Source organism: Streptomyces sp. NPDC026515, from assembly GCF_055567595.1.
This window is the reverse complement of record NZ_JBVHQD010000007.1, coordinates 381,233-406,866: the sequence shown is the minus strand read 5'-3', so window position 1 is coordinate 406,866 and position 25,634 is coordinate 381,233. Positions and strand designations below refer to the sequence as shown.

General features: G+C 72.5%; 26 protein-coding genes and 1 riboswitch. Of the genes, 15 read left to right on the top strand and 11 right to left on the bottom strand.

Annotated features, from left to right (window positions below):
- A complete protein-coding gene (locus tag ACZ4O3_RS17265) occupies nucleotides 1–660 on the top strand; it encodes a response regulator (RefSeq protein WP_467722859.1) in 660 nt (219 codons plus the stop codon).
- 135 nt (nucleotides 661–795) lie between these two features.
- A complete protein-coding gene (locus tag ACZ4O3_RS17260; protein ID WP_362717438.1) occupies nucleotides 796–1,824 on the top strand; it encodes a 6-phosphofructokinase in 1,029 nt (342 codons plus the stop codon).
- Between the two features lie 70 nt (nucleotides 1,825–1,894).
- On the opposite strand, the gene ACZ4O3_RS17255 is transcribed toward ACZ4O3_RS17260, so the two are convergent.
- Together ACZ4O3_RS17255 and ACZ4O3_RS17250 are read right to left on the bottom strand one after the other, a co-directional pair.
- Nucleotides 1,895–3,790, bottom strand: coding sequence for an anthranilate synthase family protein (locus ACZ4O3_RS17255; RefSeq protein ID WP_467722776.1), 1,896 nt, complete (start codon nucleotides 3,788–3,790; stop codon nucleotides 1,895–1,897).
- Nucleotides 3,791–3,906: 116 nt separating this feature from the next.
- Nucleotides 3,907–3,963, bottom strand: a complete 57-nt coding sequence (locus ACZ4O3_RS17250; RefSeq protein WP_111582571.1) for a trp operon leader peptide — start codon at nucleotides 3,961–3,963, stop codon at nucleotides 3,907–3,909.
- Between the two features lie 106 nt (nucleotides 3,964–4,069).
- Between ACZ4O3_RS17250 and ACZ4O3_RS17245 the strand changes: the two genes are divergently transcribed.
- Both ACZ4O3_RS17245 and ACZ4O3_RS17240 read left to right on the top strand, forming a co-directional pair.
- Nucleotides 4,070–5,422, top strand: coding sequence for a class II 3-deoxy-7-phosphoheptulonate synthase (locus ACZ4O3_RS17245; protein WP_362724649.1), 1,353 nt, complete (start codon nucleotides 4,070–4,072; stop codon nucleotides 5,420–5,422).
- A gap of 160 nt (nucleotides 5,423–5,582) precedes the next feature.
- A complete protein-coding gene (locus ACZ4O3_RS17240; protein ID WP_362724647.1) occupies nucleotides 5,583–5,816 on the top strand; it encodes a (2Fe-2S)-binding protein in 234 nt (77 codons plus the stop codon).
- A 7-nt stretch (nucleotides 5,817–5,823) separates the two neighbouring features.
- On the opposite strand, the gene bfr is transcribed toward ACZ4O3_RS17240, so the two are convergent.
- The gene (gene bfr, locus ACZ4O3_RS17235) at nucleotides 5,824–6,306 is read right to left on the bottom strand and encodes a bacterioferritin (protein ID WP_362724644.1); all 483 of its coding nucleotides are present in this window, start codon (nucleotides 6,304–6,306) and stop codon (nucleotides 5,824–5,826) included.
- A gap of 198 nt (nucleotides 6,307–6,504) precedes the next feature.
- Here bfr and ACZ4O3_RS17230 point away from each other — a divergent pair, with 198 nt between their 5' ends.
- Nucleotides 6,505–7,137, top strand: a complete 633-nt coding sequence (locus ACZ4O3_RS17230) for a sulfite oxidase-like oxidoreductase (RefSeq protein ID WP_384989644.1) — start codon at nucleotides 6,505–6,507, stop codon at nucleotides 7,135–7,137.
- Between the two features lie 16 nt (nucleotides 7,138–7,153).
- Here the strand turns inward: ACZ4O3_RS17230 and ACZ4O3_RS17225 are convergent, their stop codons facing one another.
- Entirely contained in the window at nucleotides 7,154–7,675 is a 522-nt protein-coding gene (locus tag ACZ4O3_RS17225; protein WP_467722773.1) for a DUF4396 domain-containing protein, read from the bottom strand.
- A 276-nt stretch (nucleotides 7,676–7,951) separates the two neighbouring features.
- Between ACZ4O3_RS17225 and ACZ4O3_RS17220 the strand changes: the two genes are divergently transcribed.
- The 5 genes from ACZ4O3_RS17220 (at nucleotide 7,952) to ACZ4O3_RS17200 (ending at nucleotide 13,291) form a co-directional block, all read left to right on the top strand.
- The gene (locus tag ACZ4O3_RS17220) at nucleotides 7,952–8,620 is read left to right on the top strand and encodes a Crp/Fnr family transcriptional regulator (protein ID WP_467722771.1); all 669 of its coding nucleotides are present in this window, start codon (nucleotides 7,952–7,954) and stop codon (nucleotides 8,618–8,620) included.
- 111 nt (nucleotides 8,621–8,731) lie between these two features.
- Nucleotides 8,732–9,514: a nucleotidyl cyclase domain-containing protein gene (locus ACZ4O3_RS17215; protein ID WP_467722770.1), complete on the top strand. Its 783-nt coding sequence runs from the start codon at nucleotides 8,732–8,734 to the stop codon at nucleotides 9,512–9,514.
- Nucleotides 9,511–11,712: a hypothetical protein gene (locus ACZ4O3_RS17210; RefSeq protein ID WP_467722768.1), complete on the top strand. Its 2,202-nt coding sequence runs from the start codon at nucleotides 9,511–9,513 to the stop codon at nucleotides 11,710–11,712. The genes ACZ4O3_RS17215 and ACZ4O3_RS17210 overlap by 4 nt, the downstream gene beginning before the upstream one ends.
- Nucleotides 11,709–12,797 (top strand): hypothetical protein, encoded by a 1,089-nt coding sequence (locus ACZ4O3_RS17205; protein WP_362731348.1) that lies wholly within the window; start codon nucleotides 11,709–11,711, stop codon nucleotides 12,795–12,797. Before ACZ4O3_RS17210 ends, ACZ4O3_RS17205 begins: the two co-directional genes overlap by 4 nt.
- Nucleotides 12,794–13,291 carry a Pycsar system effector family protein gene (locus tag ACZ4O3_RS17200; RefSeq protein ID WP_467722766.1) on the top strand — a complete coding sequence of 166 codons (498 nt, stop codon included), beginning with the start codon at nucleotides 12,794–12,796 and terminating at the stop codon, nucleotides 13,289–13,291. The genes ACZ4O3_RS17205 and ACZ4O3_RS17200 overlap by 4 nt, the downstream gene beginning before the upstream one ends.
- A 10-nt stretch (nucleotides 13,292–13,301) precedes the next feature.
- On the opposite strand, the gene ACZ4O3_RS17195 is transcribed toward ACZ4O3_RS17200, so the two are convergent.
- The 5 genes from ACZ4O3_RS17195 to thiO all read right to left on the bottom strand — a co-directional run bounded on the left by ACZ4O3_RS17195 (nucleotide 13,302) and on the right by thiO (nucleotide 18,413).
- Complete coding sequence (locus ACZ4O3_RS17195; protein WP_467722765.1) at nucleotides 13,302–14,189, bottom strand: deoxyribonuclease IV; 888 nt, start codon at nucleotides 14,187–14,189, stop codon at nucleotides 13,302–13,304.
- Between the two features lie 34 nt (nucleotides 14,190–14,223).
- Nucleotides 14,224–16,149: a Stk1 family PASTA domain-containing Ser/Thr kinase gene (gene pknB, locus ACZ4O3_RS17190; RefSeq protein ID WP_362727447.1), complete on the bottom strand. Its 1,926-nt coding sequence runs from the start codon at nucleotides 16,147–16,149 to the stop codon at nucleotides 14,224–14,226.
- A gap of 99 nt (nucleotides 16,150–16,248) precedes the next feature.
- The gene (locus tag ACZ4O3_RS17185; protein WP_362727448.1) at nucleotides 16,249–17,043 is read right to left on the bottom strand and encodes a thiazole synthase; all 795 of its coding nucleotides are present in this window, start codon (nucleotides 17,041–17,043) and stop codon (nucleotides 16,249–16,251) included.
- Between the two features lie 3 nt (nucleotides 17,044–17,046).
- On the bottom strand, nucleotides 17,047–17,247 hold the full coding sequence (thiS, locus tag ACZ4O3_RS17180; protein WP_351732427.1) for a sulfur carrier protein ThiS: 201 nt from the start codon (nucleotides 17,245–17,247) through the stop codon (nucleotides 17,047–17,049).
- Nucleotides 17,244–18,413: a glycine oxidase ThiO gene (thiO, locus tag ACZ4O3_RS17175; RefSeq protein WP_467722763.1), complete on the bottom strand. Its 1,170-nt coding sequence runs from the start codon at nucleotides 18,411–18,413 to the stop codon at nucleotides 17,244–17,246. Before thiO ends, thiS begins: the two co-directional genes overlap by 4 nt.
- Nucleotides 18,411–18,522: riboswitch (TPP riboswitch) on the bottom strand. (Overlaps the previous gene by 3 nt.)
- A 129-nt stretch (nucleotides 18,523–18,651) precedes the next feature.
- On the opposite strand from thiO, the gene ACZ4O3_RS17170 reads away from it, so the two are divergent.
- The 5 genes from ACZ4O3_RS17170 (at nucleotide 18,652) to ACZ4O3_RS17150 (ending at nucleotide 23,107) form a co-directional block, all read left to right on the top strand.
- Nucleotides 18,652–19,890, top strand: a complete 1,239-nt coding sequence (locus tag ACZ4O3_RS17170) for an NAD(P)/FAD-dependent oxidoreductase (RefSeq protein ID WP_467722761.1) — start codon at nucleotides 18,652–18,654, stop codon at nucleotides 19,888–19,890.
- 90 nt (nucleotides 19,891–19,980) lie between these two features.
- Nucleotides 19,981–20,346 (top strand): Rv2175c family DNA-binding protein, encoded by a 366-nt coding sequence (locus ACZ4O3_RS17165; protein ID WP_362729194.1) that lies wholly within the window; start codon nucleotides 19,981–19,983, stop codon nucleotides 20,344–20,346.
- A gap of 34 nt (nucleotides 20,347–20,380) precedes the next feature.
- The gene (gene thiE, locus ACZ4O3_RS17160) at nucleotides 20,381–21,031 is read left to right on the top strand and encodes a thiamine phosphate synthase (protein WP_467722759.1); all 651 of its coding nucleotides are present in this window, start codon (nucleotides 20,381–20,383) and stop codon (nucleotides 21,029–21,031) included.
- 115 nt (nucleotides 21,032–21,146) lie between these two features.
- Nucleotides 21,147–22,070, top strand: coding sequence for a methylenetetrahydrofolate reductase [NAD(P)H] (metF, locus tag ACZ4O3_RS17155; protein WP_467722757.1), 924 nt, complete (start codon nucleotides 21,147–21,149; stop codon nucleotides 22,068–22,070).
- A gap of 56 nt (nucleotides 22,071–22,126) precedes the next feature.
- Complete coding sequence (locus tag ACZ4O3_RS17150; protein WP_467722756.1) at nucleotides 22,127–23,107, top strand: SCO2102 family sporulation regulator; 981 nt, start codon at nucleotides 22,127–22,129, stop codon at nucleotides 23,105–23,107.
- A gap of 31 nt (nucleotides 23,108–23,138) precedes the next feature.
- Here the strand turns inward: ACZ4O3_RS17150 and ACZ4O3_RS17145 are convergent, their stop codons facing one another.
- Together ACZ4O3_RS17145 and ACZ4O3_RS17140 are read right to left on the bottom strand one after the other, a co-directional pair.
- Nucleotides 23,139–24,611, bottom strand: a complete 1,473-nt coding sequence (locus ACZ4O3_RS17145; protein ID WP_467722754.1) for a phytoene desaturase family protein — start codon at nucleotides 24,609–24,611, stop codon at nucleotides 23,139–23,141.
- Between the two features lie 47 nt (nucleotides 24,612–24,658).
- Nucleotides 24,659–25,273, bottom strand: a complete 615-nt coding sequence (locus tag ACZ4O3_RS17140) for a DUF4126 domain-containing protein (protein ID WP_384989616.1) — start codon at nucleotides 25,271–25,273, stop codon at nucleotides 24,659–24,661.
- Nucleotides 25,274–25,634: the final 361 nt, after the last annotated feature.

Here is a 25,634-nt window from a genome sequence, read left to right as displayed (position 1 = left end):
ATGGTGGTCGACGACCACCCCATGTGGCGCGACGCGGTCGCCCGGGATCTGGCGGAGTCCGGTCTCGAGGTGGTCGCCACCGCGGGGGACGGCGAGCAGGCGGTGCGCCGGGCCAAGGCGGCCGCACCCGACGTGCTCGTCCTGGACCTCAACCTGCCCGCCAAGCCAGGCGTCCAGGTCTGCAAGGAACTCGTCGGCCACAACCCGGCGTTGCGCGTGCTGGTGCTCTCGGCGAGCGGGGAGCACGCCGACGTCCTGGAGGCGGTGAAGTCCGGCGCGACCGGCTACCTCCTGAAGTCGGCCTCGACGGAGGAACTGCTGGACGCGGTCCGCCGTACCGCCGTCGGCGACCCGGTGTTCACACCGGGCCTCGCCGGTCTGGTGCTCGGTGAGTACCGCCGGCTGGCCTCCGAGCCGGCGCCGGCCGCGGGCGCCGGCGGCCCCGACGCGCCCCGGCTGACCGACCGCGAGACCGAGGTGCTGCGACTGGTCGCCAAGGGCCTGAGCTACAAGCAGATCGCCGAACGCCTGGTCATCTCGCACCGCACGGTCCAGAACCACGTCCAGAACACCCTCGGCAAGCTCCAGTTGCACAACAGGGTGGAGCTGGTCCGGTACGCCATAGAGCGGGGTCTCGACGACGGTCCGGAAGGCGGCTGATCTGATCTTCGCGGCCGGGACGTAAACCAACCGCCCGACAATTCACCGGAATTGCCCTTCCGCGCCCATCCCTGTGTGAGCTGTATCACCATTAGCGTGATTCCGACCAGGCAACCGCGGCGAAGGGACATTTCCATGCGGGTCGGAGTACTGACCGGAGGCGGCGACTGCCCCGGGCTCAACGCCGTCATCCGGGGCATCGTCCGCAAGGGCGTGCAGGAGTACGGCTATGACTTCGTCGGCTTCCGGGACGGCTGGCGCGGACCCCTCGAAGGCGACACCATCCGTCTCGACATCCCCGCCGTGCGCGGCATCCTGCCCCGCGGCGGCACCATCCTCGGCTCCTCGCGGACCAACCCGCTGAAGCAGCAGGACGGCATCCGGCGCATCAAGGACAACCTCGCCAAGCAGGAGGTCGAGGCGCTCGTCGCGATCGGCGGCGAGGACACCCTGGGCGTGGCCGCCCGGCTCACCGACGAGTACGGCGTGCCCGTCGTCGGCGTACCGAAGACCATCGACAACGACCTGTCCGCCACCGACTACACCTTCGGCTTCGACACCGCGGTCGGCATCGCCACCGAGGCCATCGACCGGCTGCACACCACCGCCGAGTCGCACATGCGGGTCCTGGTCTGCGAGGTGATGGGCCGGCACGCCGGCTGGATCGCCCTGCACTCCGGGCTGGCCGGCGGCGCCAACGTCATCCTCATCCCCGAACAGCGCTTCGACGTCGACCAGGTGTGCGCCTGGATCACCTCCCGCTTCAAGGCCTCGTACGCCCCGATCGTGGTCGTCGCCGAGGGCGCCATGCCCAAGGACGGCGACATGGTGCTCAAGGACGAGTCGCTGGACTCCTTCGGCCACGTCCGGCTCTCCGGGGTCGGCGAGTGGCTGGCCAAGCAGATCGAGAAGCGCACCGGCAAGGAGGCCCGCACCACCGTCCTCGGGCACATCCAGCGCGGCGGCACGCCCAGCGCCTTCGACCGCTGGCTGGCCACCCGCTTCGGTCTGCACGCCATCGACGCGGTGCGCGACGGGGACTTCGGCAAGATGGTCGCGCTGCGCGGCACGGACATCGTGCGGGTGCCGATCGCGGAGGCCACGGCAAGGCTGAAGACCGTCGACCCGAAGCTGTACGAAGAGGCCGGGGTGTTCTTCGGCTGATTCCGGGAGACCGCGTCCGGGCGGGTCCGCGCCCCGAAAGGGCCGGACCCGCCCGGAACGGCGTCCCGGACTAGCGGGCCGGCCGCCCTTCGGGGAACGTGCCGGCGCCGCGCACCTGGCCGATCAGCTCCCGCACGACGGCGGCGCCGTTCAGGGAGAGCACCGACTCCGGGTGGAACTGCACCCCGGCGAACCCCGGCCCCCGCACGGCGTGCACCTCGTCGTTGGCCGCCCGGCTCACCTCCACGCCGTGCGCCGCCAGCTCCCGTGCCGCGTCCTCGTCGCAGCGGGCCACGAAGCTGTTGTAGAAGCCGACCGTCTCCGGCCGCCCGAACAGGTCCACGGTCGTCTGCGCCCCCTGGTACGGCACCTCCTTGCGGACGATGTCCAGGCCCAGCTCGGCCGCGATCAGCTCGTGCCCCAGGCAGACGCCCAGCACCCCGTGCCGGTGCTCGCGCAGCACGGTCGCCGCGAGCTCCCGCAGGAACCGCATCTTCGGATCGTCCAGGTCGGACGGGTCACCGGGCCCCGGGCCGAGCAGCACCGGCCCCTCGTGGGCGAGCACCGCCCCCCGCAGCCCCGGCTCGTCGTAGCGGCGGACGGTCACGTCGAGCCCGGCGGCCCGCAGCACGTGCGCGAGCATCGCCGTGAACGTGTCCTCGCCGTCCACCACCAGCGCGTGCCCGGACAGTTCCCCGGTCCGCTCCTGCATCCGCAGCCAGAACGGCGCCAGCGCGGCCCGCCGCCCGTCCAGTGCGGCCCGCACGCGGGGGTCGTCGGCGAGCCGGGACCGGGTCCCCTCGGCACGCGGCCGGGCCGGCCGTACCCCGAGGGCCGCCAGGACGCCCGCCGCCTTCGCGTGCGTCTCCGCGACCTCGCCCGCCGGGTCCGAGCCGCGCACCAGGGTGGCGCCGACCGGGACGCGCAGTGCGCCGTCCGCGCCGATGTCCGCCGTGCGGATCAGGATGGGGGAGTCCAGGGTCTGGGCGCCGCCGGAGTCCCGGCCCAGCAGGGCCAGTGCCCCCGCGTAGTAGCCGCGCCCTACCCCGTCCGGCCCGAGCGGCTCGTGGCGTTCGATCACCCGGCAGGCGTTCTGCACCGGCGAGCCCGTGACGGTCGCCGCGAACATGGTCTCCTTCAGCACCTCCCGCACGTCCAGCGAGGACCGGCCGCGCAGCTCGTACTCGGTGTGCGCGAGGTGGGCCATCTCCTTGAGCCGGGGCCCGACCACCACGCCCCCCATGTCGCCCACCGTGCACATCATCTTGAGCTCCTCGTCGACGACCATCGACAGCTCCTCGATCTCCTTGCCGTCGGCGAGGAAGCCGAGCAGGTGCTCCGGGGTGGGGCCCTCGGCCGGATAGCGGTACGTCCCGCTGATCGGGTTCATGACCACGGTGCCGCCGGACATCCGGACGTGCACCTCGGGACTGGCGCCGACCAGGGTCCGTTCCCCGGTGTGCACCACGAACGTCCAGTACGCGCCCCGCTCGCCTTCCAGGAGCCGCCTGAACAGCGCGAGCGCGTCGGGCCGGCCGAAGCCCGCGATCCGTCCCCGGTACGTCCGCCGGATCACGAAGTTGGCGCCCTCGCCGCGGCCGATCTCCTCGCGCAGCACCCGGCCGACGATCTCCGCGTACTCCTCGTCGTCGACGTCGAAGCCCCCGTCCTCGACCCGCACCGCGTGCGCGGGCAGCTGGGCCAGGGCGTCCGCCAGCGGCAGGGTGTGGGTCTCCTCGGGGGTGAGGACCAGCAGGGGCGTGCCGTCGTCGCGGACGTCGAAGCCGCGCTCGTGGATCTGGCGGAAGGGGATCAGGGCGAGCCCCTCCTCGGGCAGGTCCGCCAGCCGGTCGCGGGCGGTGACCGGGCCGAGCAGCACCTCCACCGTGCTCTCGTCGTGGCCGGGGGTACGGCGCCGGAGCAGGGCGAACGGGCGGTCGTCGTGGAGCAGCTGGGTCAGGTCCATGGGTCCTCTGCGATCCCTTGCAGGTGGGAGTGGGTGTGGGAGTGAGAGAGGAGCGGCCCCGGAAACGCCGAAGGCCGCCCCTCGGGCGGCCTTCGCGAAGTCTTGCGTACGCGCAGTCAGTGGGCCGCCGGAGAAGCGGTCCACCACCAGTTCTGGTTCGAAAGCGCGAACATGTCCAAAACCCTACCCCACCCCACCCTCCGTCCACAGGGCAATCACTCCGTCTCACCAGTCGAGCCGGGGAAAAATCAGGCGACACGACCCCGTAATGTTTAGGGGGTGACCGTGAACGCTAAGACCAGCGCGAGCGCTGGCAACACCTGGCGAGACCTGCCCGCGGCGCAGCAGCCCGAGTACCCCGACCCCGAGGCTCTGCGCACAGTCGTCGCGGAGCTGGAGTCGTATCCGCCGCTCGTCTTCGCGGGCGAGTGCGACCAGCTGCGCGCCCGGATGGCGGCCGTCGCCGAGGGAGAGGCGTTCCTCCTCCAGGGCGGCGACTGCGCCGAGGCCTTCGACGCGGTCTCGGCCGACCAGATCCGCAGCAAGCTCAAGACCCTGCTCCAGATGGGCGCCGTGCTGACGTACGCCGCGTCGGTGCCCGTGGTGAAGGTGGGCCGGATCGCCGGCCAGTACTCCAAGCCGCGCTCCAAGCCGACCGAGACCCGGGACGGGGTGACGCTGCCGACCTACCGGGGCGACTCGGTCAACGGTTTCGCCTTCGACGAGGCCTCCCGCGTCCCGGACCCCGAGCGGCTGAAGCGGATGTACAACGCGTCCGCCTCCACGCTGAACCTGGTGCGTGCCTTCACCACCGGCGGTTACGCGGACCTGCGCCAGGTGCACGCCTGGAACCAGGACTTCGTGAAGTCCTCCCCGTCGGGCCAGCGCTACGAGCAGCTCGCCCGCGAGATCGACAACGCGCTGAACTTCATGCGGGCCTGCGGCGCGGAGCCCGAGGAGTTCAAGACGGTCGAGTTCTTCTCCTCGCACGAGGCGCTGCTGCTGGACTACGAGTCCGCCCTGACCAGGGTCGACTCCCGCACCGGCAAGCTGTACGACGTCTCGGCGCACATGGTGTGGATCGGTGAGCGCACCCGGCAGCTGGACGGGGCGCACATCGAGTTCGCCGCGAGGATCCGCAACCCGATCGGCCTCAAGCTCGGCCCGACGACCACGGCCGAGGACGCGCTGAGGTACATCGACCGCCTCGACCCGGACCGCGAGCCGGGGCGGCTGACCTTCGTCGTCCGGATGGGCGCCGACAAGGTCCGCGACAAGCTCCCCGAGCTGGTCGAGAAGGTCACCGCCTCGGGCGCCACCGTGGCCTGGGTGACCGATCCGATGCACGGCAACACCTTCGAGGCGGCCTCGGGCCACAAGACCCGCCGCTTCGACGACGTGCTCGACGAGGTCAAGGGCTTCTTCGAGGTCCACAAGGCGCTCGGCACCCATCCGGGTGGCATCCATGTCGAGCTCACCGGCGACGACGTCACTGAGTGCGTGGGCGGCGGCGACGAGATCTTCGTCGACGACCTGCACCAGCGCTACGAGACGGCCTGCGACCCGCGGCTGAACCGCAGCCAGTCCCTGGACCTGGCGTTCCTGGTCGCGGAGATGTACCGGGACCAGTGACGGCTCCGCCGGTCGCGACGTGCTGATGTGGGGCGCGGATCACATACGATCCGCGCCCCACCGCACTTTTCCACTCCGCGGGTGACGGGTAAGGTTAGGTTTGCCTCACCGACCATTCGGGGCGGCGCCACTGATCGATCCCGGCGGGAGGTGAATCCGCGTGTACGTCTGCAGCTGTTTCGGAGTGACCGAGGCGCAGGTCAAGCGGCATGCGGAGGACGGGGCCTGCACCCCCCGCCAGATAGCGTCCGCCTGCAAGGCGGGGACGGACTGCGGTTCGTGCGTCCGCCGGATCCAGGCCATCCTCGGCCGGGGCGCCTGCCCCCGCCGCGAGCTGGCCGACCAGGGCCGCCCGGTGCTCGCCGGGGTCGACCCGCTGGACGAGGCGGCCTAGTTCCGGCTCAGCTGCTCTCGGGCTGGTTGATGATCTGCGCGATGTAGAGCGCCTCGCCGAGCTTCTCCACCAGGTCCAGCTGGGTGTCGAGGTAGTCGATGTGGTGCTCCTCGTCCTCCAGGATGGACTCGAAGATGTTCGCGGACGTGATGTCGCCCTTCTCGCGCATCACCTTGATCCCGCGCTTGAGGCGGTCGATCGCCTCCACCTCGACCTGCTTGTCCGCCTCGAACATCTCCTTGACGGTCTGTCCCACCCGCACGTGGAAGAGCCGCTGGTAGTTGGGCAGCCCCTCCAGGAACAGGATCCGGTCGGTGAGCACCTCGGCGTGCTTCATCTCGTCGAACGACTCGTGCCGGGTGTACTTCGCGAGCTTGTACCAGCCGAAGTTCTCCTGCATCTTCGCGTGCAGGAAGTACTGGTTGATCGCGGTGAGCTCACCCGTGAGCTGCTCGTTGAGGAATTCGATGACCTCGGGGTCGCCCTGCATCGCAGAGGCTCCTTCCGCGTGGGGTGCGTGGGGACGCGCTGGGTGTGTGCGGCGCATGATTGCACCGGCACAGAAGATCGTCCAGTAAGTGATGACTTAGTGAGTAAGTCCAGGTTCTGTGCCAGTTGACCGATTTGATGATCTGTGAGGGTTCTGCCTGGTCGGATGCACCGCTCCCGGTCTGTCAGGATGGAAGGCATGGGTCATCCGGTGGAACGCGCGTCGAGAGAAGCCGCGGGGGCCGGGCTTCCGCCGGGACAGCGACTCCAGCGCGGCTGGCCGGTCACCCACTACGGGCCGGTGCCCAAGTTCCGTCCCGAGCGCTGGGAGTTCAGGGTTTTCGGCGCCACCGCCGACGCGGGCCCGTACACCTGGAACCACGAGCAGTTCACGGCGCTGCCGTACGCCACCGTGGTCGCCGATCTGCACTGCGTGACGAAGTTCAGCATGCTGGGCGCCGAGTGGGGCGGGATCCCGGCGCGGACCGTCCTGGAACTCGCTCCGCCCGCTCCCGACGTCACCCATGTGATGGTGTGGGCGGAGTACGGCTTCAGCTCCAACCTGCGCCTCGCGGACTTCGCCGGTGACCGCACGGTCTTCGCCACCCACAAGGACGGCGAACTCCTCACCGCCGAGCACGGCTTCCCGGTGCGCCTGGTCGTCCCCCAGCTGTACGCCTGGAAGGGCCCCAAGTGGGTCCGCGGCATCGAGTACATGACCGCCGACCGCCGCGGCTTCTGGGAGGAGCGCGGCTACCACAACCTCGGCGACCCCTGGAAGGAGCAGCGCTACTCCTACCAGGAGGGGCCGGGGGACGGTCCGGAGATCTGAGGTCCCGGCGGCGATGTCAGTGGTGGTACCGGTGCACCACCGCGTGCCCCCTGCCCCGGCCGATCGTCCACTTGTTGACCGGGGTCGTCACGACGAACGCGATCACCAGGGACACGGTCAGCGAGACCCAGAACAGCGCGTCGGCCAGCTGGGCGTCCATCGCGGCCGGCCAGACCAGGATCGTGCCGTTGTCGATCAGCTCCATCACGGCGATCGACAGAGTGTCCGCGGCCAGCGCCACCCGCAGCGCGGTGCGCAGGTCGACGCCCGCCCTCAGCACCCCGCGCATGGTGAGTGAGTAGCCGAAGAAGAACGCCAGCACGATCGCCAGCAGGGTGGTCGGCAGATTCCCCCAGCCGAAGGCCGTGCCGATCACCATGCCCAGCACCTCGCCGACGGCGCAGCCGGTGAGGCAGTGCAGGGTCGCCTGGACGGCCGCCGCCCAGGAGGCGCCGGCGGGACCGTGCGTGCCGTGCGCGCCATGCGCTTCGTCGTGCTCGTGAAGGGTGTGGTCGTGAAGGGTGGTGTCGTGGTCCATGGCTGATCCCCGATGTCAGGTGCGGATCCCTCGTGAGTCCTCTCGAGGCCTGAAAATATATAACCCCCTGGGGTATTCCCGTGAAGGGTTCGGGCTCGTTCCGGTAACGGACGGCACATTCCGTGCCCAGAGCGCTACGCTGAGATCCTTGCCTGGGGGGAGACACACCGGGCAAACACGGATCCGAGGGGGCCTTGGGGTTCCGCTTGTGATCCGGTTCGGGGGGCGAGCGGTCGGGGGACGACGGTGGGGCTGTTCGGAGAGCGGCATACCTTTATGGGCGGGCTCGGTCCGGGGGACCGGGAGGCACTGGCCGGACTCGGCACCCGGCACGAGTACCCGCCGTACGACACGGTCGTCGCGGAAGGCGACCGGACCACGTTCGCGGTGGTCCTGCTCAGCGGCTGGTGCACGGTGTGGACACCCACCGAACGCGGCGGCCGGCTGATCCTGGCGCTCAGACGGGCCGGCGAGGTCGTCGGCGACATGGCGGCGCTGGACGGCCGTCCGCGCAGCGCCTCGGTGAGCACCCTGGGCCCGGTCACCGGCCTGGTCGTACCCGGCGAGCGGTTACGGCGGTTCCTGGCCGCCCGGCCGCGGGCCAACGCGCTGATGACCATCCAGCTCACCGAGCGGCTGCGCAGCGCGGACCACGAACGCCGGGCCCTGGCCTCGATGACCGTGCTGCAGCGGCTCGCCGAGCGCCTCGTCGAACTCGCCGACCGCACCGGCCGGCTGGAGAACGAGGCCGTGACCATCCGGCTTCCCCTGGCCCAGCACGAACTGGCCGCCTCCGTGGGTTCCACCCGTGAGGCCGTCGCCAAGGCCCTGCGCCTGTTACGCGAACAGGGCCTGGTCCGTACCGGCCCCGGCACCCTGGCCGTCGCCGACCTGGACCCGCTCCGCCTGCTCGCCGCCGGACAACCACACGGCACGGAGACCTGACAACCACCGAGTCCCGCGCTGTGTAAACGGCTACAGCGGTGACCGGCCGGCTCCGCGAGCATCGCACCGGAGGCGCCGGTGCCCCGGCGGGACGGCAGGGAGGAGAAAACGATGGAGGGGGAAGCCGCCTACGGCTTCATCGTCAATGTGGACGCACAGGGCTCGGGCCTGCTGTCCGACACCGAGAAACCCGACATGCGGCGCAGACTCTACGACGTCACGGGCACCGCCTTCGAACAGGCCGGCATCCGCCCGCCGCGCCTCTACCAGGAGGACCGCGGCGACGGCATCCTCGGCGTACTGGCACCCGACGTACCGCCCGTCCGGGTCCTCGGGGAATGGGTGGAGCACCTCCACCAGAACCTGCGGGAGAGCAACCGGCACCTCAGGAAACCGCTGCGGCTGCGCGTGGGCCTGCACATCGGCCGGGTCACGGCCGACCTGCACGGCCGCTCCGGACGCGCCGTCGACCTCGCCTGCCGGCTGGCCGACTGCGGTGTGGCGAAGGCGATCCTCAAGGCCGCGGACGGCGCACCCCTGGTGGTGGCGGCCTCCGACCGGGTGCACGAGGACTTCATCGTGCCCGGCGGGCGCTGGGTGGATCCCGAGCACTACCGGCGGCACGACGTGGAGCTCAAGGAGGGCCGTACCACCGCCTGGTTCATGGTCCCCGGACGGTCCCAGCCGCCTGAGCCGCCCGAGGAGCGGGGACCGGACGCGGCCGACGGGCCGGACGGCCGGCAGGGGCCGCCGCAGGGCGACCCGCCCCGGACTCCGGCACCCAAGAACGCCGGAAGCGGCGTCGTCCAGAACATCAACCAGCACGGCACCGGCCGGATCGTCGTCGGCGGCACCATCGACACCATCAACTTCTCCGACGGCGGTGACCGGTGAACGCGCAGAACCCCCCGCCGCCCCAGGCCGGCCCGAAACCGCAGCAGCCGCAGCCGAAGGCCGAGCCGGACAGGCCGTCAGGCGCCGACTCCGGCGGCGCTTCCGAGGCGGAGAAGTCCGACGTCATCGGCGGCTCCGGCGCCAATCCGCTCGGCGAGGAGGCGCTGCCCGGCGCCGCGGCCGCCGCCTCCCGGATCTACCGCTCCGCCGTGAACCAGCACGGATCCGGCACCCTGATCAGCTCCGGTTCCGTCGGCACCATGAACTTCTACGCTCGGCAGACGCAGACCGCCGAACGCCTGCTCGCCGGTCCGCTCCCGGAGGACGAACTGCGCCGACTGCGCCGGGTCTTCCAGGAACCGGAGGACTACGGCGACTACCGCGAGCAACTGCGCGGCGGCCGCCTCCTGGTGCTGTACGGCCAGCCCGGCACCGGCCGCGCCTACACAGCCCTGTCCCTGCTCGACGACCTCACCCGGGGCCAGGTCTCCCGCCTCGACCCGCGCACCGACCTGGACCGGCTGGACGACGACCAGATCCACGGCGGCCACGGCTACGCCCTGGAACCCAGCACCGGCGGACTGCCGGACGAGACCGGCCTCGACCGGCTCTGCGAACTGCTCGGCAGGAAGCAGGCGTACGCGGTCCTGCTGGCCACCCCCGAACCCGGTGACGTCCAGTCCCACGGCGGCCGTTACTACCGTGCGCACGCCCCGGCCGCCCAGACCGCCGTACTCGAAGGGCATCTCGGCCTCGAACTGGAGGCTTCGGGACCCGAGTTGTACGAGCGGGCCCGGGCGACCGCCCTCGACCCGGACGTCCTGGAGGCGCGCGGACTCGACGAGTTGCGGCCGGCGGAGGCGGCCCGCTTCGCGCGGCTCCTCGCCCGGCACACCAGGGACGAACTCACCCACGACGGGCTCCTCGCCGAGTGCCGGAGGTTCGCCGAGAGCCAGGCCGCCGAATGGTTCGCCGGCGGGATCCGCTCCGAGACCCCCGAGCGGCTGCGGGACGCGGCCTACCGGATCGCCGTGGCCGTACTGGAGGGAGCCTCCCTGAGCGCCGTCGCCGAGGCCGCCGAGGTGCTCGCCTGGGAACTTGCCGTCACCGTCGACCCCGAGGCCACCCCCGGCCGGCCCCTGTTCAGCGACGGCGTCGACGCCCGGCTGGTCTCCGCCCGTGCGGTGGCCGCACTCGGCACCGAGGAGGTCGGCACCGAGGAAGTGCCGGTCCGCACCGTGCGGTTCGGCGGCGAGGCCCTCGCCCCGGCCGTTCTCGGCCATCTCTGGCAGCACCGGCACAACGCGCGCGGACCCGTGCTGCGCTGGCTGGCCGGACTCTGCGAGGACACCCGGCCGCAGGTCTGGGTACGGGCCGCCGTCGCCGCCGGACAGCTGTGCCGCCTGGACCTCTCGCACACCGTGCACGAACTGGTCCAGCCCATGGCCCGGTCCGAGCGGGCCGGCCGCCGGCTGTTCGCCGCGACCGTGCTCGACGTCGCCGCGCGCTCGCCGGAGGTCGGCACCGCCGTCCGCGCGCTGGCCGCCTCCTGGGCCCGGTACGGCGACGAGCAACTGCGCTGGACCGCCGGGGCCGTGCTCGGCCGGGGCCGGGCCACGGACACCGTCCGCGAGTCGCTCGACCTGCTCGGCGGGATCGGCGTGTGGGACGAGGGCACCCTGCGGGCCGCCGCGGCCGTCCAGGTCGCCCACTTCGCCGGCGCCCACCCCGAGGCCCCGACCCTGCGCCGGATCCGCGTCTGGCTCTCCGACGAACGCCGGCCCCAGCAGGACCTCGGCCTGCAGAGCACGGTCTACCTCGCCGGCATCCGCGTCGTCGACCTCTGGAACCAGCACGAGGACCTGGAGGGTTACGGCGACTGGCCGCTGATGCTGGCCCTGGCCGACGTCCGGCCCGCCTTCGCCGCCGAACTCGCCGGACTCCTGTGGACCGCGCTGCAGACCCCACGGTCGTACGAGGCGGCGATCGAGACCGTCTCCGACTGGCTGCGCGACTCCTCCGACCAGCCCTGGGCAGACCGCATGGAGCGGTTCCTGCCGCTTCTCGTGCACACCCACGACGACCGCAGCCGGCTGCTCGGCCTGATCAAGGAACTGACCGAAGACCCCGACCAACCACTGAACGACCAGCAGGTCCGCCGCCTGTGGGGCGCGGTCCAGGGAGCGAGTACACCATGAGCCACAACCAGTGGGGGCAGCCGTGGCCGCCCCAGGACGAGGAGTTCGTCCTTCCGCACGACCTCAGAGGGCCCTTCGTCCGCGAGTTCGCCCCGCAGACCACCTACCGGCACCGCAACAGCCAGGTCGCCTCGGTGCTCTACTACAAGAACGGCGGGCACAGCGTCATCACCGTCCGCGGCGCCGAGCACTACAACAAGCCGCTGATGGGCAAGCCCACCTCGGTGTGCTGGATCGCCCGCGGCCAGCACCAGGTCTCCTTCCAGCTGGAGCTGCCCACCTACGGCGACCGCTCCCGGTTCCGGGCGGGCGCGGACGTCAACTGGGAGGTGCACGACTTCTACCTGGCCGCCGAGAAGCGGGTGGTCGACGTGGAGCGGATGCTGCGTCCCTCGTTGGAGGCCCGGCTGCGCGGCCTCAGCCGCCGGCACAGCCTGGACTCCGCCCAGCAGGTCGACGAGGCGATCCAGGACGAGCTGGCCAGCGGCCGGTGGAGCGACTTCGGGGCCGATCTCGGCCTCGCCACCCAGGTGTTCGTACGGATCGACCTCGGCCAGGCGGCCGCCGACCACCAGGCGCAGATGGTCGCGGTGGAGAAGGGCGGCGTGGTCCAGGAGGCCATCGACAACGTCAACAAGGCGCGGATCGCCGCCAACATGGACGACGCGCAGAAGCTGATCACGGCCGGTGAGACCGTCCAGTACGCCCACATGCTCGCCTCGGACCCGAGCCGGGCGCACGAGATCCTCGGCGTGCTCCAGCAGCAGGCCCGCGAACAGCGCCAGGGCGCCCTGGACTACCTGACCAACCTGATCAACCAGGGCGTGGTGCAGCGCCACCAGATCGACGACCAGGTCCAGGCACTCATCGACTTCAGCCGTACGGTCTCCACCGGCGCCTTCCCCAACGGCCTGCCCCAGGCCCCGACCTCGCTGCCGATGCCGCCGGTCCCGCCCGCCCCGCCGCTGCTCCCGGCCGACGCGCCCCCGCCGATCCCGCCCGCCCCGCCGGTGCCGCCGATGGACACCATCCCCGGAGAGGGCACGGGGGTGGAGGACGACTCCAGCCCCGAGGCGCGCCGATGACAGCGGGCGATCCCGGCGCCGACGCGGCCGCGCACTACGTCGCCGAACGGCTGCTGCTGACCGTGCGCGAGGACCTGGGCAGGGCGGACGTGAAGGCGTCCGTCCTGCTGTCCGGAGCAGTGGCGGTACCCGCCCTGGTCCTCGGGCGCGGGATGCCCGCCGGCGTCTCCGGGCCCGCCGCGGTGTTCGTCGCGGCGGGCGCGGCACTGTGGGCGGCGGGCACCCTGCTGCTGCTCGCGGTGATCGTGCCCCGTACCCGTACGGTCCGTTCGGCACCGGGCCCGACCTTCTACGCCGACGGGCTCGCCGTCACCGACCGGGAGGCGCTGCGCCGCGCCGCCGCCGAGGCCGGGGCGGACCGGGTGGGCTGGCTGCTCACCCAGTTCCAGGACGTCAGTGTCATCCTCTCGGCGAAGTACCGCTGGCTGCGCCGGTCGATGGCGCTGCTCGGGGCGGGGCTGCTGCTGGCGGGGGCGCCCCTGGCGGTCGGCTGACCGGAGGCGGTCAGCCGTCGCGCAGCCGCTTGAGGCGCTCGACGTCCGCCGCGTGCCCCTCCTTGCCGCCGGGCGTCTCGATGATCAGCGGTACGCCTTCGGTCGCCGGGTGGGTCATCAGCGCACGGAACGGATCCGCGCCGATGTGCCCGGCGCCGATGTTCTCGTGCCGGTCCTTGTGCGCCCCGACGACGTCCTTGGAGTCGTTGGCGTGGATCAGCTTCAGCCGCCCCTCGCCGACCGTCTTCACCAGCAGGTCCAGGGTCTGGTGCATCCCGCTCGGCCCGGTCAGGTCGTGCCCGGCGGCGAACACGTGACAGGTGTCCAGGCACACGCCGAGCTTGGGATGGGCGTCGAGCGCCTCGAAGTACGGCCCGAAGTCCCAGGTCCGCGAGCAGAGCGAGGCGCCCTGTCCGGCGGTGGACTCCAGCAGCAGGAACGGGTCGTCGTCACGGGTCAGCTCGTCCAGGAGCGGCAGCAGATACGCCCGTACCTGCTTCAGCGCCACCTCCCGGGACCGTCCGCCGGTCGCGCTCCCGGTGTGCACCACCACGCCGAGCGCCCCGATCTCCCGCCCGCGCCGCAGCGAGTGCCGCAGCGACTCCACCGACTTCTCCGCCGTCGCCTCGGTGTGCGAGCCGAAGTTGATCAGGTACGGGGCGTGCACGTACGCCGGGACCGACTCCTGCGCGCAGGCCGCGCGGAACGCCTCGTCCTGCCGCGGGCTGCCCGCCGGGGTGGCCCAGCCGCGCGGGTTGGCGACGAAGACCTGCACGGCCTCGGCCTTCAGTTCGCGGGCGTAGGACAGCCCCACGGAGTGCAGGCCGCCGGCCACCGGGACGTGACCGCCGACGGGGTTGCGGGACGGGCCGGAGGGAGCGGGCGGGTGGGTCTTCACCCGTCAAGGGTGTCACGCCGCGGGCCGGCCGCGGTCACCGGACGGTGATGGTGATCGTCGACCCCTTGGGCGCCTGTTCCCCGGCGTCCACCGACTGCCGCTTGACGGTGTCGCCGAACAGTCCCAGCAGCCCGCGGTCCTCCTTGACCTGGAAGCCGGACTGCTTCAGCAGCTTCGTCGCGTCGTCGACCGTGGCCCCGACCACGTCCGGCACCTCGACCATCTCCGGGCCCTTGGACAGCGTCAGCGTCACCGTGTCGCCCTCGGCGGCCCGCGCGTCGCCCGCCGGGGTCTGCCGGGCCACCTGCCCCTGGTCGTACTCGGAGGTGACCTCGGTGGCCGACACGGTCACCTTCAGCCCGGCCTCCTGAAGCTCCTGCCGGGCCTCGTCCAGGTCCTCACCGGTGACATCGGGGACGTCGACCGGCGAACCCTTGCTGACGACGAGCGCGATCGCCGTCCCCGCGTGCCGCTCGCTGCCGGCGCCCGGATCGGTGGAGATGACCGACCCCCTGGGCACGTCGTCGCTGAACTCCCGCGTCACCATGCCCGGTTCGAGTCCTTCGGCCTTCAGCAGCGCCCTGGCCCGGGCCTGCGTGCGGCCCTGTGTCTCGGGCACCTTCACCGTCTCCGGGCCGTCCGAGATGGTCAGGGTCACCGCGTCGTTGCTGCGGATGCGCCGGCCGGCCGCGGGGTCGGTGCTGATCACCGTGCCCCGCTTCACGGTGTCGCTGTAGGCGTGCTCGACGTTCTTGACGTCGAGCCCGGCCTCCTTCAGCCGCGTGGTGGCCTGTTCCTCGGTCTTCGACAGCAGCGGCGGGACCTTGGTGAACTGCCCGGAGTTGATGTACCAGATCCCGGTGCCGGCGCCGAAGAGGACCAGGACGGCGACGACGAGCGTCACCAGGCCGCGCCGGGATCCGCGGCGGGCGCCGTGCCGGCGCTCCGGCAGCGGCGGCGTCTCGAACCGGCTGGTCGTCAGGACCTGGCCGTCCGGTTCGTTGACGGGCAGCGGCCGGGGCACGGTCAGCGACCGTGGGATGACGCTCGTCCGGTCCTCGGCTATGTCGTGTCCCTCGGTGAGCGCCTGCGGCGGCACGGCGTCCAGCTGCTCGTCGCCAAGGGCGGCCCGCGCCTGACGGACCAGGGCCAGCAGCGCGACGGCGTCGTACGGCCGGGCCCCGGGATCACGGGCGGTGCCGTGGGCGACCAGCACGTCCAGCTCGTGGGCCAGCCCCGGCACGACGGCGGACGGCGCCGGCACGTCCTCGTGGAGATGCTTGTAGAGGATCACCGCGGGCGAGTCCGAGTCGTGCGGCTTCTCCCCGGTGAGCATCTCGTAGAGCACCACACCGCACGCGTAGACGTCGACGCGGGGATCGGCGACCCCGTTCTCGACCTGCTCGGGCGCCAGGTACGCCACGGTCCCGAGCACGGCGCCAGTGGTGTTCGTGACGCTGTTCACGGACCGCACCAGGCCGAAGTCGGCGACCTTGACCCGCCCGTCGTCCCCTATCAGCACGTTCTCGGGCTTCATGTCGCGGTGCACGAAACCGGCGCGGTGCGCGGCGCCCAGCGCGGCCAGCACCGGCTCCAGAATGTCCAGCGCGGCCCGCGGCTGCAGCGCGCCGCGCTCGCGCAGCACGTCACGGAGGGTGCAGCCGGCGATGTACTCCATCGCGAGATACACGTACGGCCCGTCGGTCCCCTGGTCGAAGACCTGGACGACATTGGGATGGGCCAGCCGGGCGACCGACTTGGCCTCCCGGATGAATCTCTCGACGAAGGAACCGTCGGCGGCGAGCGCCGGATGCATCACCTTCAGCGCGAGCACCCGGTCCAGCCGGACGTCCAGGGCCCGGTAGACCGTGGCCATCCCGCCGACGGCGATCCGCGCGTCGACGCGATAACGGCCGTCGAGCACACGCCCGACAAGGGGGTCCTGAAGCGTCGTATCCACCCCGCGAGTGTACGAGCCCCAGCCGAAACCCCCACAGGTGAGACAGATTTCCCCACGGACTACGACACACCTGTGACGCGCCGGGCACGGGCCGGTGGCTCAGAAGGCGGGGCGTTCGGGGTCCAGGACGGCCAGGCCCTCCGCGGGGGACGACGCCTCCGCGAAGTGACGGAACGGGATCCGGCCGGCCAGCCGGGCCAGCCGTCCCGCCTCCACCCCGGCCCGCATGGCGGACGCCATCCGTTCCGGATCCTGTGCCCGGGTCACCGCGGACGCCAGCATCACTCCCGCGCAGCCCAGCTCCATCGCCAGCGCCACGTCGGAGGCCGTACCGGCTCCCGCGTCCAGAATCACCGGCACGCGCGCGTGCTCGACGATCAGCCGGAAGTTGTGCGGGTTGCGGATCCCGAGCCCCGACCCGATCGGCGACCCCAGCGGCATCACCGCGGCGCACCCGACGTCCTCCAGCTTCCGGGCCAGCACCGGATCGTCGTTGGTGTACGGCAGCACCGTGAACCCGTCGTCGACCAGGGCCTCGGCCGCGTCGAGGAGCTCGATCGGGTCGGGCAGCAAGGTCCGCTCGTCGGCGATGACCTCCAGCTTGACCATCGAGGTCCCCAGCGCCTCCCGGGCCAGCCGGGCGGTCAGCACGGCCTCCCCGGCGGTGAAGCAGCCGGCAGTGTTGGGCAGCACCCGGATCCCGAGCCGCTCCAGGACCGACAGCACGGACCCCCGTACCCCCGGATCCACCCGGCGCATCGCGACCGTCGTCAGCTCGGTACCGGACGCGACCAGCGCCCGCTCCAGCACCTCCAGGCTGGGCGCACCCCCGGTCCCCATGATCAGCCGGGACGAGAAGGCGGTACCCCCGAGCAGGAACGGATCGTCGGCCATGGCTCAGCCTCCCTGTACGGCGGTCAGGACTTCCACCCGGTCACCCTCGGCGAGCGCCGTACCCGGCCACTCCCCGCGCGGTACGACGGTCTCGTTGACCGCCGCGGCCACCCCCGACGGCGCGGCCGTCAGGGACTTCACGAGCGTGTCGAGAGCGGTGCCCGGGGTGATCTCCCGGCGCTCCCCGTTGACGGAGATGTTCATGCGGTCTGCTCCAGGAGTGCGCCGGGGACGGGGCCGAAACGCTTCGGCGTGAAGGGACGGACGGCTTCGGGCAGCTCACCGCCGGTCAGCAGCTCCGCCATCACGTCTCCCGTGACCGGCGTGAGCAGCACCCCGTTGCGGTGGTGACCGGTGGCCAGCAGCAGCCCGTCCAGGCGGGTCGGCCCGAGCAGCGGCGCGTTGTCGGGGGAGCCGGGGCGCAGCCCGGCCCGGGTCTCGGTCAGCGGCAGCTCGGTGATGCCGGGCACCAGCTCGTGCGCGTCGCGCAGCAGCTCGTACACGCCCCCCGCGGTGACCGTGGTGTCCCAGCCCAGCTCCTCGCTGGTCGCCCCCACGACCAGCTCGCCGTTCTCCCGGGGCACCAGGTAGAGATGGCCACCGCGCACCACGGCCCGTACGGTCCTGCTGAGGAACGGCGCGTACGCCGCGGGCACGGTCAGCCGCAGCACCTGCCCCTTCACGGGCCGCACCGGCGGCAGCACGTCCTCGGGGACCCCCGCCAGCCGCCCGCTCAGGCTGCCGGCGGCGAGCACCACCCGGTCCGCGGCCAGCAGGTCCCCCGCGCGCGTGACGGCGCCGGTGGCCCGCTCCCGCACCACCTCCAGGCGCTCGGCCCAGTCGCGGTGGAAGACCACCCCGGCCCGCTCGCACGCGGCCACCAGCGCGGCCGCCAGCCGGCGCGGGTCGATCTGGTGGTCGCCGTCGACCCGCAGCCCGCCGCGCACACCCGGCGCGAGCATCGGCTCCAGACGCCGGCACTCCCGCCCGGACAGCCACTCGGAGTCCAGCCCCGACCGCTGCTGGAGGGCGTGCAGCTCGCGCAGGTGCGCCCGGTCGTCGGCGTCCAGCGCGACCGCGAGCGTGCCGCAGCGCCGGTAGCCGAGGTCGTGGCCGGTGAGCTCGGTGAGCTCGGCGGCGAAGTCGGGGTAGCGGCGGGCGGAGGCCAGGTTCAGCCCCAGCAGGGTCTGCTCGCCGTAGTGCAGTTCGGTGACCGCGGCCAGCATCCCCGCCGCGACCTGCGCGGCCCCGCCGCCGGGCTCGGGGTCGGCCACGGCGGTGACGAGCCCGCGCTGCGCGGACCGCCAGGCCGTGACCAGGCCGATGATTCCGCCCCCGATGACGAGGACGTCGGACGTATGTGCGGACATGGGCGTCCAGCCCCTCCCTTCGCCGGCATGACCCGGATCAGGTTCGTACGGTCGGAGGCCGCCAGCCTCCCTCTCAGCCCGGTGCGTCCGGGCTCCCGCGTGTGCTTCCCGGCCACCCTAGCCCGCGCGGCTCCACCCCGGTAGGACGGCCTGCCCGGGTGGTGTGGAACAGGTCACCCAGCACGCCCCCTGACTGACTCTTTGTCAGTTGTCTATCGTTCTTGTCTATGGTGATCAGGTGAGCGAGCAGACGCAGCGACGAGGCACGTCACCGACGCGGCGCGTGGTCGTCGTCGGTGCCGGCATGGCCGGGGTGCAGACCGCCGTGGCCCTGCGCGAACAGGGCTTCACCGGCAGCGTCACCCTGATCGGGGCCGAGCCGCACCAGCCCTACGACCGGCCGCCGCTCTCCAAGGCGGTGCTGCTCGGCAAGGCGGAGGGCTCCGCCTTCGAGGTCGACTTCGAGGCGCTCGGCATCGAGCTGGCGCTGGGCCGCGACGCCCTCGGCGTGCGCCCCGCCGACCGCGAGCTGGACACCGAGGCCGGACCGGTTCCCTACGACGTCCTGGTGCTCGCCACCGGCGCCGAGCCGATCACGCTGCCCGGCACCGAGGGCGTGCCCGGCGTCCATCTGCTGCGCACCCTGGACGACGCCGAGCGGCTGCGGCCCGTGCTCGCCCGGCAGCACGACATCGTGGTGGTCGGCGCGGGCTGGATCGGCGCCGAGTTCGCCACCGCCGCGCGGGAGGCGGGCTGCGCGGTGACCGTCGTGGAGGCCGCCGACCGCCCGCTCGCGGGAGCGCTCCCGGCCGAGGTGGCCGCGCCGATGACCGGCTGGTACGCCGACAGCGGCGCCGAGCTGCGCACGCACGCGCGCGTGGCGCGGGTCGAGCCCGGCGCGGTGGTGCTCGACGACGGCTCGCGGGTGCCCGCGGGTGCCGTCGTGGTCGGCATCGGAGCCCGCCCCGCCACCGCCTGGCTGGCCGGCTCCGGCATCGGCCTGGGCCGGCACGGCGAGGTGCTCGCCGACGACCGGCTGCGCACCGGCGTCCCGGACGTCTACGCGGTCGGCGACTGCGCCTCCTTCCCCTCCGGCCGCTACGGCGAACGCCTGCTGGTCCACCACTGGGACAACGCCCTCCAGGGCCCGCGCACGGTGGCCGCCGGCATCCTCGGCGAGTCGGACGCGGTCTACGACCCGGTGCCGTACTTCTGGTCGGAGCAGTTCGGCCGCTTCGTGCAGTACGCCGGCCACCACGCCGTCGCCGACCGCATGATCTGGCGCGGCGACCCGTCCGGCCCGTCCTGGAGCGTGTGCTGGCTCCGCGAGAACCGCCTGGTCGCTCTGCTGGCGGTGGGCCGCCCGCGCGACCTGGCGCAGGGCCGCCGCCTGATCGAGGCGGGGCGCCGGATGGACGCCGAGGCGTTGTCAGACCCGGCCCGCCCTCTGAAGAACGCGACCGCGGAGTCCCTCTAGAGGCGCTGGGGGGGGAGGAACGGCGCGACAGGCCGCGGCCGAACGGCCACCGATCGCACCCCACCCGCCGAAACGCCTACCCTTGACCCTGTGACCGAGATTGACGCAAAGACCGATGCTCTCGTCCCCGCCTGGCTCACCGTCCCCGACATCGCAGAGATGCTGGACGTCGAGGTGACGCGCGTGCGGCAGCTGGTCAAGGAGGGCCAGCTCATCGCCGTCCGCCGTGGTGAGAACAGGGCACTGCACGTCCCCGCCGCCTTCATCGACGGGGACAAGGTCGTCAAGGGCCTGTCCGGAACCCTGACGCTCCTGCGGGACGACGGCTTCACGGACGAAGAGATGCTGGAGTGGCTCTTCACGCCCGACGAGACCCTGCCCGGCACCCCCGCGCAGGCGCTCAGCGAGAATCGCGGCACGGAGGTGAAGCGCCGCGCCCAGGCGCTCGCCGTCTGAGCCGAGCCGGTACCGACACAACGGGGGACACCGAATGACCGACACCGCCCGCGCCCAGCTGGCCGACGCCCGTCTCTACCTGTGCACGGACGCCCGTAAGGAGCAGGGTGACCTCGCCGGTTTCCTGGACGCGGTCCTGGCGGGCGGTGTCGACATCGTGCAGCTGCGCGACAAGGGCATGGAGGCCGCCGAGGAGCTGGAGCACCTCGCCGTGTTCGCCGACGCCTGCGCCCGGCACGGCAAACTGCTCGCGGTCAACGACCGCGCGGACGTGGCCCACGCGGCCGGCGCCGATGTGCTCCACCTCGGCCAGGGGGACCTGCCGGTCCCGGCCGCCCGGGCGATCCTCGGCCCGGACGTCCTGGTCGGCCGCTCCACGCACGCCGAGTCCGAGGCCGCCGCGGCCGCCGTCCAGGACGGCGTGGACTACTTCTGCACCGGCCCCTGCTGGCCCACTCCCACCAAGCCCGGCCGCCCCGCACCAGGCCTCGACCTGGTGCGGTACACCGCCGCGCTGGGCACCGACCGCCCCTGGTTCGCGATCGGCGGCATCGGCCTGGACAACCTCGACCAGGTGCTGGACGCCGGCGCCCGCCGGGTGGTCGTGGTCCGCGCGCTCACCGCGGCCGACGACCCGGGCGCCGCGGCGGCCGAATTCGCGAAGCGACTGCGGTCGGTCGGCTAGCCGACCGACACGGGCGTCCGGAAACTTGTCCAGTATCCGGACACGGGGCCGACAATCCGGGGTAAATCTCCGGAGTCCGGTTGGGTGACCGTCCGCCCCTGACTAACCTGCGGGTATGGCCCTCGGAACCGCATCCACCAGGACTGACCGCGCACGCACCGTGCGTGACATGCTCGCCTCCGGCAAGACCACGTACTCGTTCGAGTTCTCGGCGCCGAAAACCCCCAAGGGCGAGCGGAACCTGTGGAGCGCGCTCCGGAGGGTCGAGGCGGTTGCCCCCGACTTCGTCTCCGTGACCTACGGCGCCGGCGGCTCCACCCGCGCGGGCACGGTCAAGGAGACCCAGCAGATCGTCGCCGACACCACGCTCACCCCGGTCGCCCACCTCACCGCGGTCGACCACTCCCTGGCCGAACTGCGCAACATCATCGGCCAGTACGCGGACGCCGGGATCCGCAACATGCTCGCCGTGCGCGGCGACCCGCCCGGCGACCCCATGGGGGAGTGGGTGGCGCATCCGCAGGGCCTGACCTACGCGGCCGAACTGGTCCGGCTCATCAAGGAGTCGGGCGACTTCTGCGTGGGCGTCGCCGCCTTCCCGGAGATGCACCCTCGCTCGGGCGACTGGGAAGCCGACGTCCGGCACTTCGTCGACAAGTGCCGTGCGGGCGCCGACTACGCCATCACCCAGATGTTCTTCCGGCCCGAGTCCTACCTTCGCCTTCGCGACCGGGTCGGCGCGGCCGGCTGTGAGACTCCGGTGATTCCGGAAATCCTGCCCGTCACCAGTGTGAAGATGCTGGAACGACTGCCCAAACTCAGCAACGCCTCCTTCCCGGACGCCCTGAAAGAGCGGATCCTCGCAGCCAAAGACGATCCGGCGGCGGTACGCTCCATCGGTATCGAGTTCGCCACGGAGTTCTGTGCGCGGCTGCTGGCCGAGGGCGTCCCCGGACTGCACTTCATCACGCTCAACAGCTCCACGGCGACGCTGGAGATCTACGAGAACCTTGGCCTGCACCATCCCCCGCGGGCCTAGACCGGCCGCACCGGAGTAGGACACACTGCGTAGCGGTCACTGGGAGAGGGGCGTACATGGGCTGGACGGTCCTCTACGTAGCGTTCGGCATCGTCGCGTTGTGGTTGCTGGGCGAGGTGCTGCTGCAGTACAAGGCGCGGCTGCGCTGGCGGCTGCTCGCCTTCGCCGGCTTCCTCGGCGTCGTCTTCGGTGTCCTGATTCCGTCGGTGATCGTCATCGGGGTGGGCGCGATCGCCTTCGCGCTCGGCCAGACCTACGTCACGCTGTCGTTCCGCCGCGGCTTCGAGGCCGGCTGGGCGGTCAAGCGCCCCGGCGCGGACCACGAGGGCGGCCTGCTGACCAAGCGCCGCCGCGGTGAGCCGGACGAGGACCCGGTCCCGGAGGCCACCGACCCGGACGCGGCCGACGGCGCCTACCCCGACGAGCGGGCCGCCTACGTCACCGGCGGCACCCCGTCCTACGGCGGCGACGACTACGACCGCGACGACGTGTTCTCCTCGGCCCGCCCCGCCGAGCCCACCGCGGCCGAGTCCACGGCGGTGTACGAGCCGCAGCCGGTGCCCGACGACACCGGCTCCTACGGCATATACAACGAGCCCGGCTACGCCACCACCGGCGACCCCGCCTACGCGAGCGCCGGCCAGGACCAGACGTACGCCGCCCAGGGCACCGACCAGAACTACGCCTACGACTACTCCGGCTACGGGCAGCAGCAGTACGGCTATGACACCGGCGCCCAGCAGCAGTACGCCAACTACTCCGACCCGTACATCGGCAACCAGACCTACGGCGGCACCGGGTACGACCAGTCGTACGGCACCCAGCAGTACGACCAGCAGGGCTACGCCCAGGACCAGTACGGCAACGGCGGCTACGGCGAGACCCCCGCGGGCGGTGTCTGGGTCCCGCAGCAGCGTGCCGACGAGACCTACGGCGGCGAACTCCCGCAGGAGCAGCAGTACCCCTACCAGGGCGACGGGCAGGACCCGCAGCAGAGCCGGCCCGGCACCGGGTACGACGAGCAGTACCGTTTCTGAGGGTCCGGCCCGGTTCTGTCCGGGCCGCACCTCACTGCGAGCCGCGGAACTCCGGTCCCTCGACGATCAGTCCTGCCACCAGCGCTCCCGACATCCCGGCGTGCGGAAGTCCGCCGCCGGGGTGCGACCAGCCGCCCACGGTGAACAGACCTGACAGGCCGGTGGTGTTGGCCGGCCAGAGCAGCCCACCGGCGCCGGCCGCCAGCGCGGGCGGCGGGACCGCCCCGCCCGTCGCGCCGGTCTCCGCCGCGATGTCCGCCGGGGTGCGCACCTCCTGCCACAGGAGGCGGTCGCGCAGGCCGGGCACGGCACGCTCGGCGACCGTGACCATCCGCTCCGCCAGACCGGGACCGTCGCTCCCGGCGGGCACCGCCGAGACCAGCGCGACCGCCTCGTGCCCGGCGTCCGGGACCAGGGCCGGGTCGTCGGGCCGCAGCACCGTCACCGTCCCGGGTGCGGCCGGCGCCGACCCGAACAGGCCGTCCAGCTCCGCGGTACCGTCCGCCGCGTGCACCACGGTCCGGTGAGCGGTCCCGGCCGGCCGCCCGCCGCGCAGCGCCAGCAGCACGGTGAGCCGGCTCGGCAGCCCCCGCCGGGGCACGGGGCCCGCCTCGGCCCGCGCCGGGACCCGGCCCAGCGCCTGCGGTGGCACGCCCGCCACCACGAAGTCGGCGTCGGCCGTGGCTCCGTCGGAGAACTCCACCCCGGCCGCCCGGCCGTCCTTCTCCAGGACCCCGGTGGCCTCTGCGCCGAACACGAACTCGACCCGCCGCTGCACGCACCGCTCGTACACCGCCCGCGCCAACTCCCGGATGCCACCGCGCACGTACCAGGTGCCGAAGGCGTGCTCCAGGTACGGCAGCACGGCCGCGCTCGCCGGAGTGTCCCGGGGGTCGAGGCCGTACGCGAGGGCATGGCTGTTCAGGAGCGCGGCCAGGCGCTCGTCGCGCAGCTCCCAGGCGCCGATCTCGGCGAGCGTGCCGGCCCGGCGGGCGCGCAGCAGCTTCCTGTGCGGCACGGACGGGTAGGGTTCGCGCTCGGCCAGCACCTGCCAGTTCGGCCACAGCGGTTCCTCCAGCAGCGGGCGCCGGGTGCGGTCCCAGGCCTCCCGGGCCCGCACCAGGAAGTCGCCCCAGCGCTGTCCGGCGCCCGCCCCGAGGGCCTCGTCCAGGGCGGAGACGACACCCGCGCGGGACGCGTTCGGCAGCACGGCCTCGGTGCCGTCCGCGAAGACATGCCGGGCCGACGGGTCGACCTGGACCAGCTCGACCCGGTCCTCCAGTGGCTCCCTGCCGGTCTTGACGAACAGGTCGCGGTAGACGGCGGGCAGCGGCAGCAGCCCCGGGCCGGTGTCGAAGGCGAACCCGTCGCGCTCGAAGCGGCGCACGCCGCCGCCGTACGTCCGCGTCCGCTCGTACACCGTCACCCGGTGGCCCGCGACGGCCAGCCGGGCGGCCGCCGCCATGGCGCCCATCCCGGCGCCGATCACCGCAATCCGTCCCATGACCGCGACTTTATCGACCGCCGCCGGCACCCGGGCCCGGCGGCCCGTCACTCCGGTGGTCCGCCCGTACGGGTCGCGAGCCGGCGTTCCTCCCGGCGCTGGGCGCGGCGGCGCCAGAAGCGGCGGATCCGGGAGATCAGGAACACCAGCACGGTCAGGCCGGTGGCCAGCAGCACCGCCGCGACGACCGCCGCCGCCAGCGGGTGGAACATCGCGAACGACACGATCGCGCCGACGCCGAGGTCCTCGGCGAAGCTCAGCACGATGTTGCTGAACGGCTCCGGCGAGGTGTTGACCGCCATCCGGGTCCCGGCCTTGACGGTGTGGCTGGCCAGCGCCGTCGAGCCGCCGACCAGCGCGGCCACCACGTCGTTGAGCGAGCCGCTCTGCCCGGCGAGCAGCGCCCCGACCCAGGCGCCGGCCACCGGGCGGACCACCGTGTGCACGGAGTCCCACACCGAGTCGACGTACGGGATCTTGTCGGCGACCGCCTCGCACAGGAACAGCACGCCCGCGACGATCAGCACCTCGGGGCGTTGCAGCGTCTCGGGGACGTCGTCGCTCAGGCCCGTAGCGCCGAAGAGGCCGAGCAGCAGCACCACCGCGTACGCGTTGATTCCGCTGGCCCAGCCGCTGGTGAAGACCAAGGGGAGTACCGACACGGACGCGATCGTAGCCAGTCGGCGCCCGCGCGTCCTGGGGCTGGGCACGCGGAGCTGAGTACGCGTACCCAGGGAGTGATTTGAGTAGGCGCGCGGATGGGCTGCGACCTGCGTGGACGAGAGAGTGGAGGCACGGAAAGGGGCGCCAGGTCCGGTACCGCCGGCACGGGGCGGGGGAACGGCGCCGGCGCCCTCGACCGCTCCTTCCGCCGATCCGTCGGCGGAAGCGAGACACGGGGGAGAGGGGACCCGGGGGAGACAACGGGAATCCGGGGAAACACGGGGGTGTACGGAAGGCGCCGGTCCACCGGTGGCCCGCGGGGGACGCGGCCACGGCGGGCCGGCGCCTTCGCGTGCCGGT

What these genes read in the sequence shown, in the direction of transcription:
- ACZ4O3_RS17265 (WP_467722859.1), top strand. Translation starts at nt 1, where the DNA reads ATGGTGGTCGACGACCACCCCATGTGGCGCGACGCGGTCGCCCGGGAT.
- ACZ4O3_RS17260 (WP_362717438.1), top strand. Translation starts at nt 796, where the DNA reads ATGCGGGTCGGAGTACTGACCGGAGGCGGCGACTGCCCCGGGCTCAAC.
- ACZ4O3_RS17255 (WP_467722776.1), bottom strand. Translation starts at nt 3,790, where the DNA reads ATGGACCTGACCCAGCTGCTCCACGACGACCGCCCGTTCGCCCTGCTC.
- bfr (WP_362724644.1), bottom strand. Translation starts at nt 6,306, where the DNA reads ATGCAGGGCGACCCCGAGGTCATCGAATTCCTCAACGAGCAGCTCACG.
- ACZ4O3_RS17230 (WP_384989644.1), top strand. Translation starts at nt 6,505, where the DNA reads ATGGGTCATCCGGTGGAACGCGCGTCGAGAGAAGCCGCGGGGGCCGGG.
- ACZ4O3_RS17225 (WP_467722773.1), bottom strand. Translation starts at nt 7,675, where the DNA reads ATGGACCACGACACCACCCTTCACGACCACACCCTTCACGAGCACGAC.
- ACZ4O3_RS17220 (WP_467722771.1), top strand. Translation starts at nt 7,952, where the DNA reads ATGGGCGGGCTCGGTCCGGGGGACCGGGAGGCACTGGCCGGACTCGGC.
- ACZ4O3_RS17215 (WP_467722770.1), top strand. Translation starts at nt 8,732, where the DNA reads ATGGAGGGGGAAGCCGCCTACGGCTTCATCGTCAATGTGGACGCACAG.
- ACZ4O3_RS17205 (WP_362731348.1), top strand. Translation starts at nt 11,709, where the DNA reads ATGAGCCACAACCAGTGGGGGCAGCCGTGGCCGCCCCAGGACGAGGAG.
- ACZ4O3_RS17200 (WP_467722766.1), top strand. Translation starts at nt 12,794, where the DNA reads ATGACAGCGGGCGATCCCGGCGCCGACGCGGCCGCGCACTACGTCGCC.
- ACZ4O3_RS17185 (WP_362727448.1), bottom strand. Translation starts at nt 17,043, where the DNA reads ATGGCCGACGATCCGTTCCTGCTCGGGGGTACCGCCTTCTCGTCCCGG.
- thiS (WP_351732427.1), bottom strand. Translation starts at nt 17,247, where the DNA reads ATGAACATCTCCGTCAACGGGGAGCGCCGGGAGATCACCCCGGGCACC.
- thiO (WP_467722763.1), bottom strand. Translation starts at nt 18,413, where the DNA reads ATGTCCGCACATACGTCCGACGTCCTCGTCATCGGGGGCGGAATCATC.
- thiE (WP_467722759.1), top strand. Translation starts at nt 20,381, where the DNA reads ATGACCGACACCGCCCGCGCCCAGCTGGCCGACGCCCGTCTCTACCTG.
- metF (WP_467722757.1), top strand. Translation starts at nt 21,147, where the DNA reads ATGGCCCTCGGAACCGCATCCACCAGGACTGACCGCGCACGCACCGTG.
- ACZ4O3_RS17150 (WP_467722756.1), top strand. Translation starts at nt 22,127, where the DNA reads ATGGGCTGGACGGTCCTCTACGTAGCGTTCGGCATCGTCGCGTTGTGG.
- ACZ4O3_RS17145 (WP_467722754.1), bottom strand. Translation starts at nt 24,611, where the DNA reads ATGGGACGGATTGCGGTGATCGGCGCCGGGATGGGCGCCATGGCGGCG.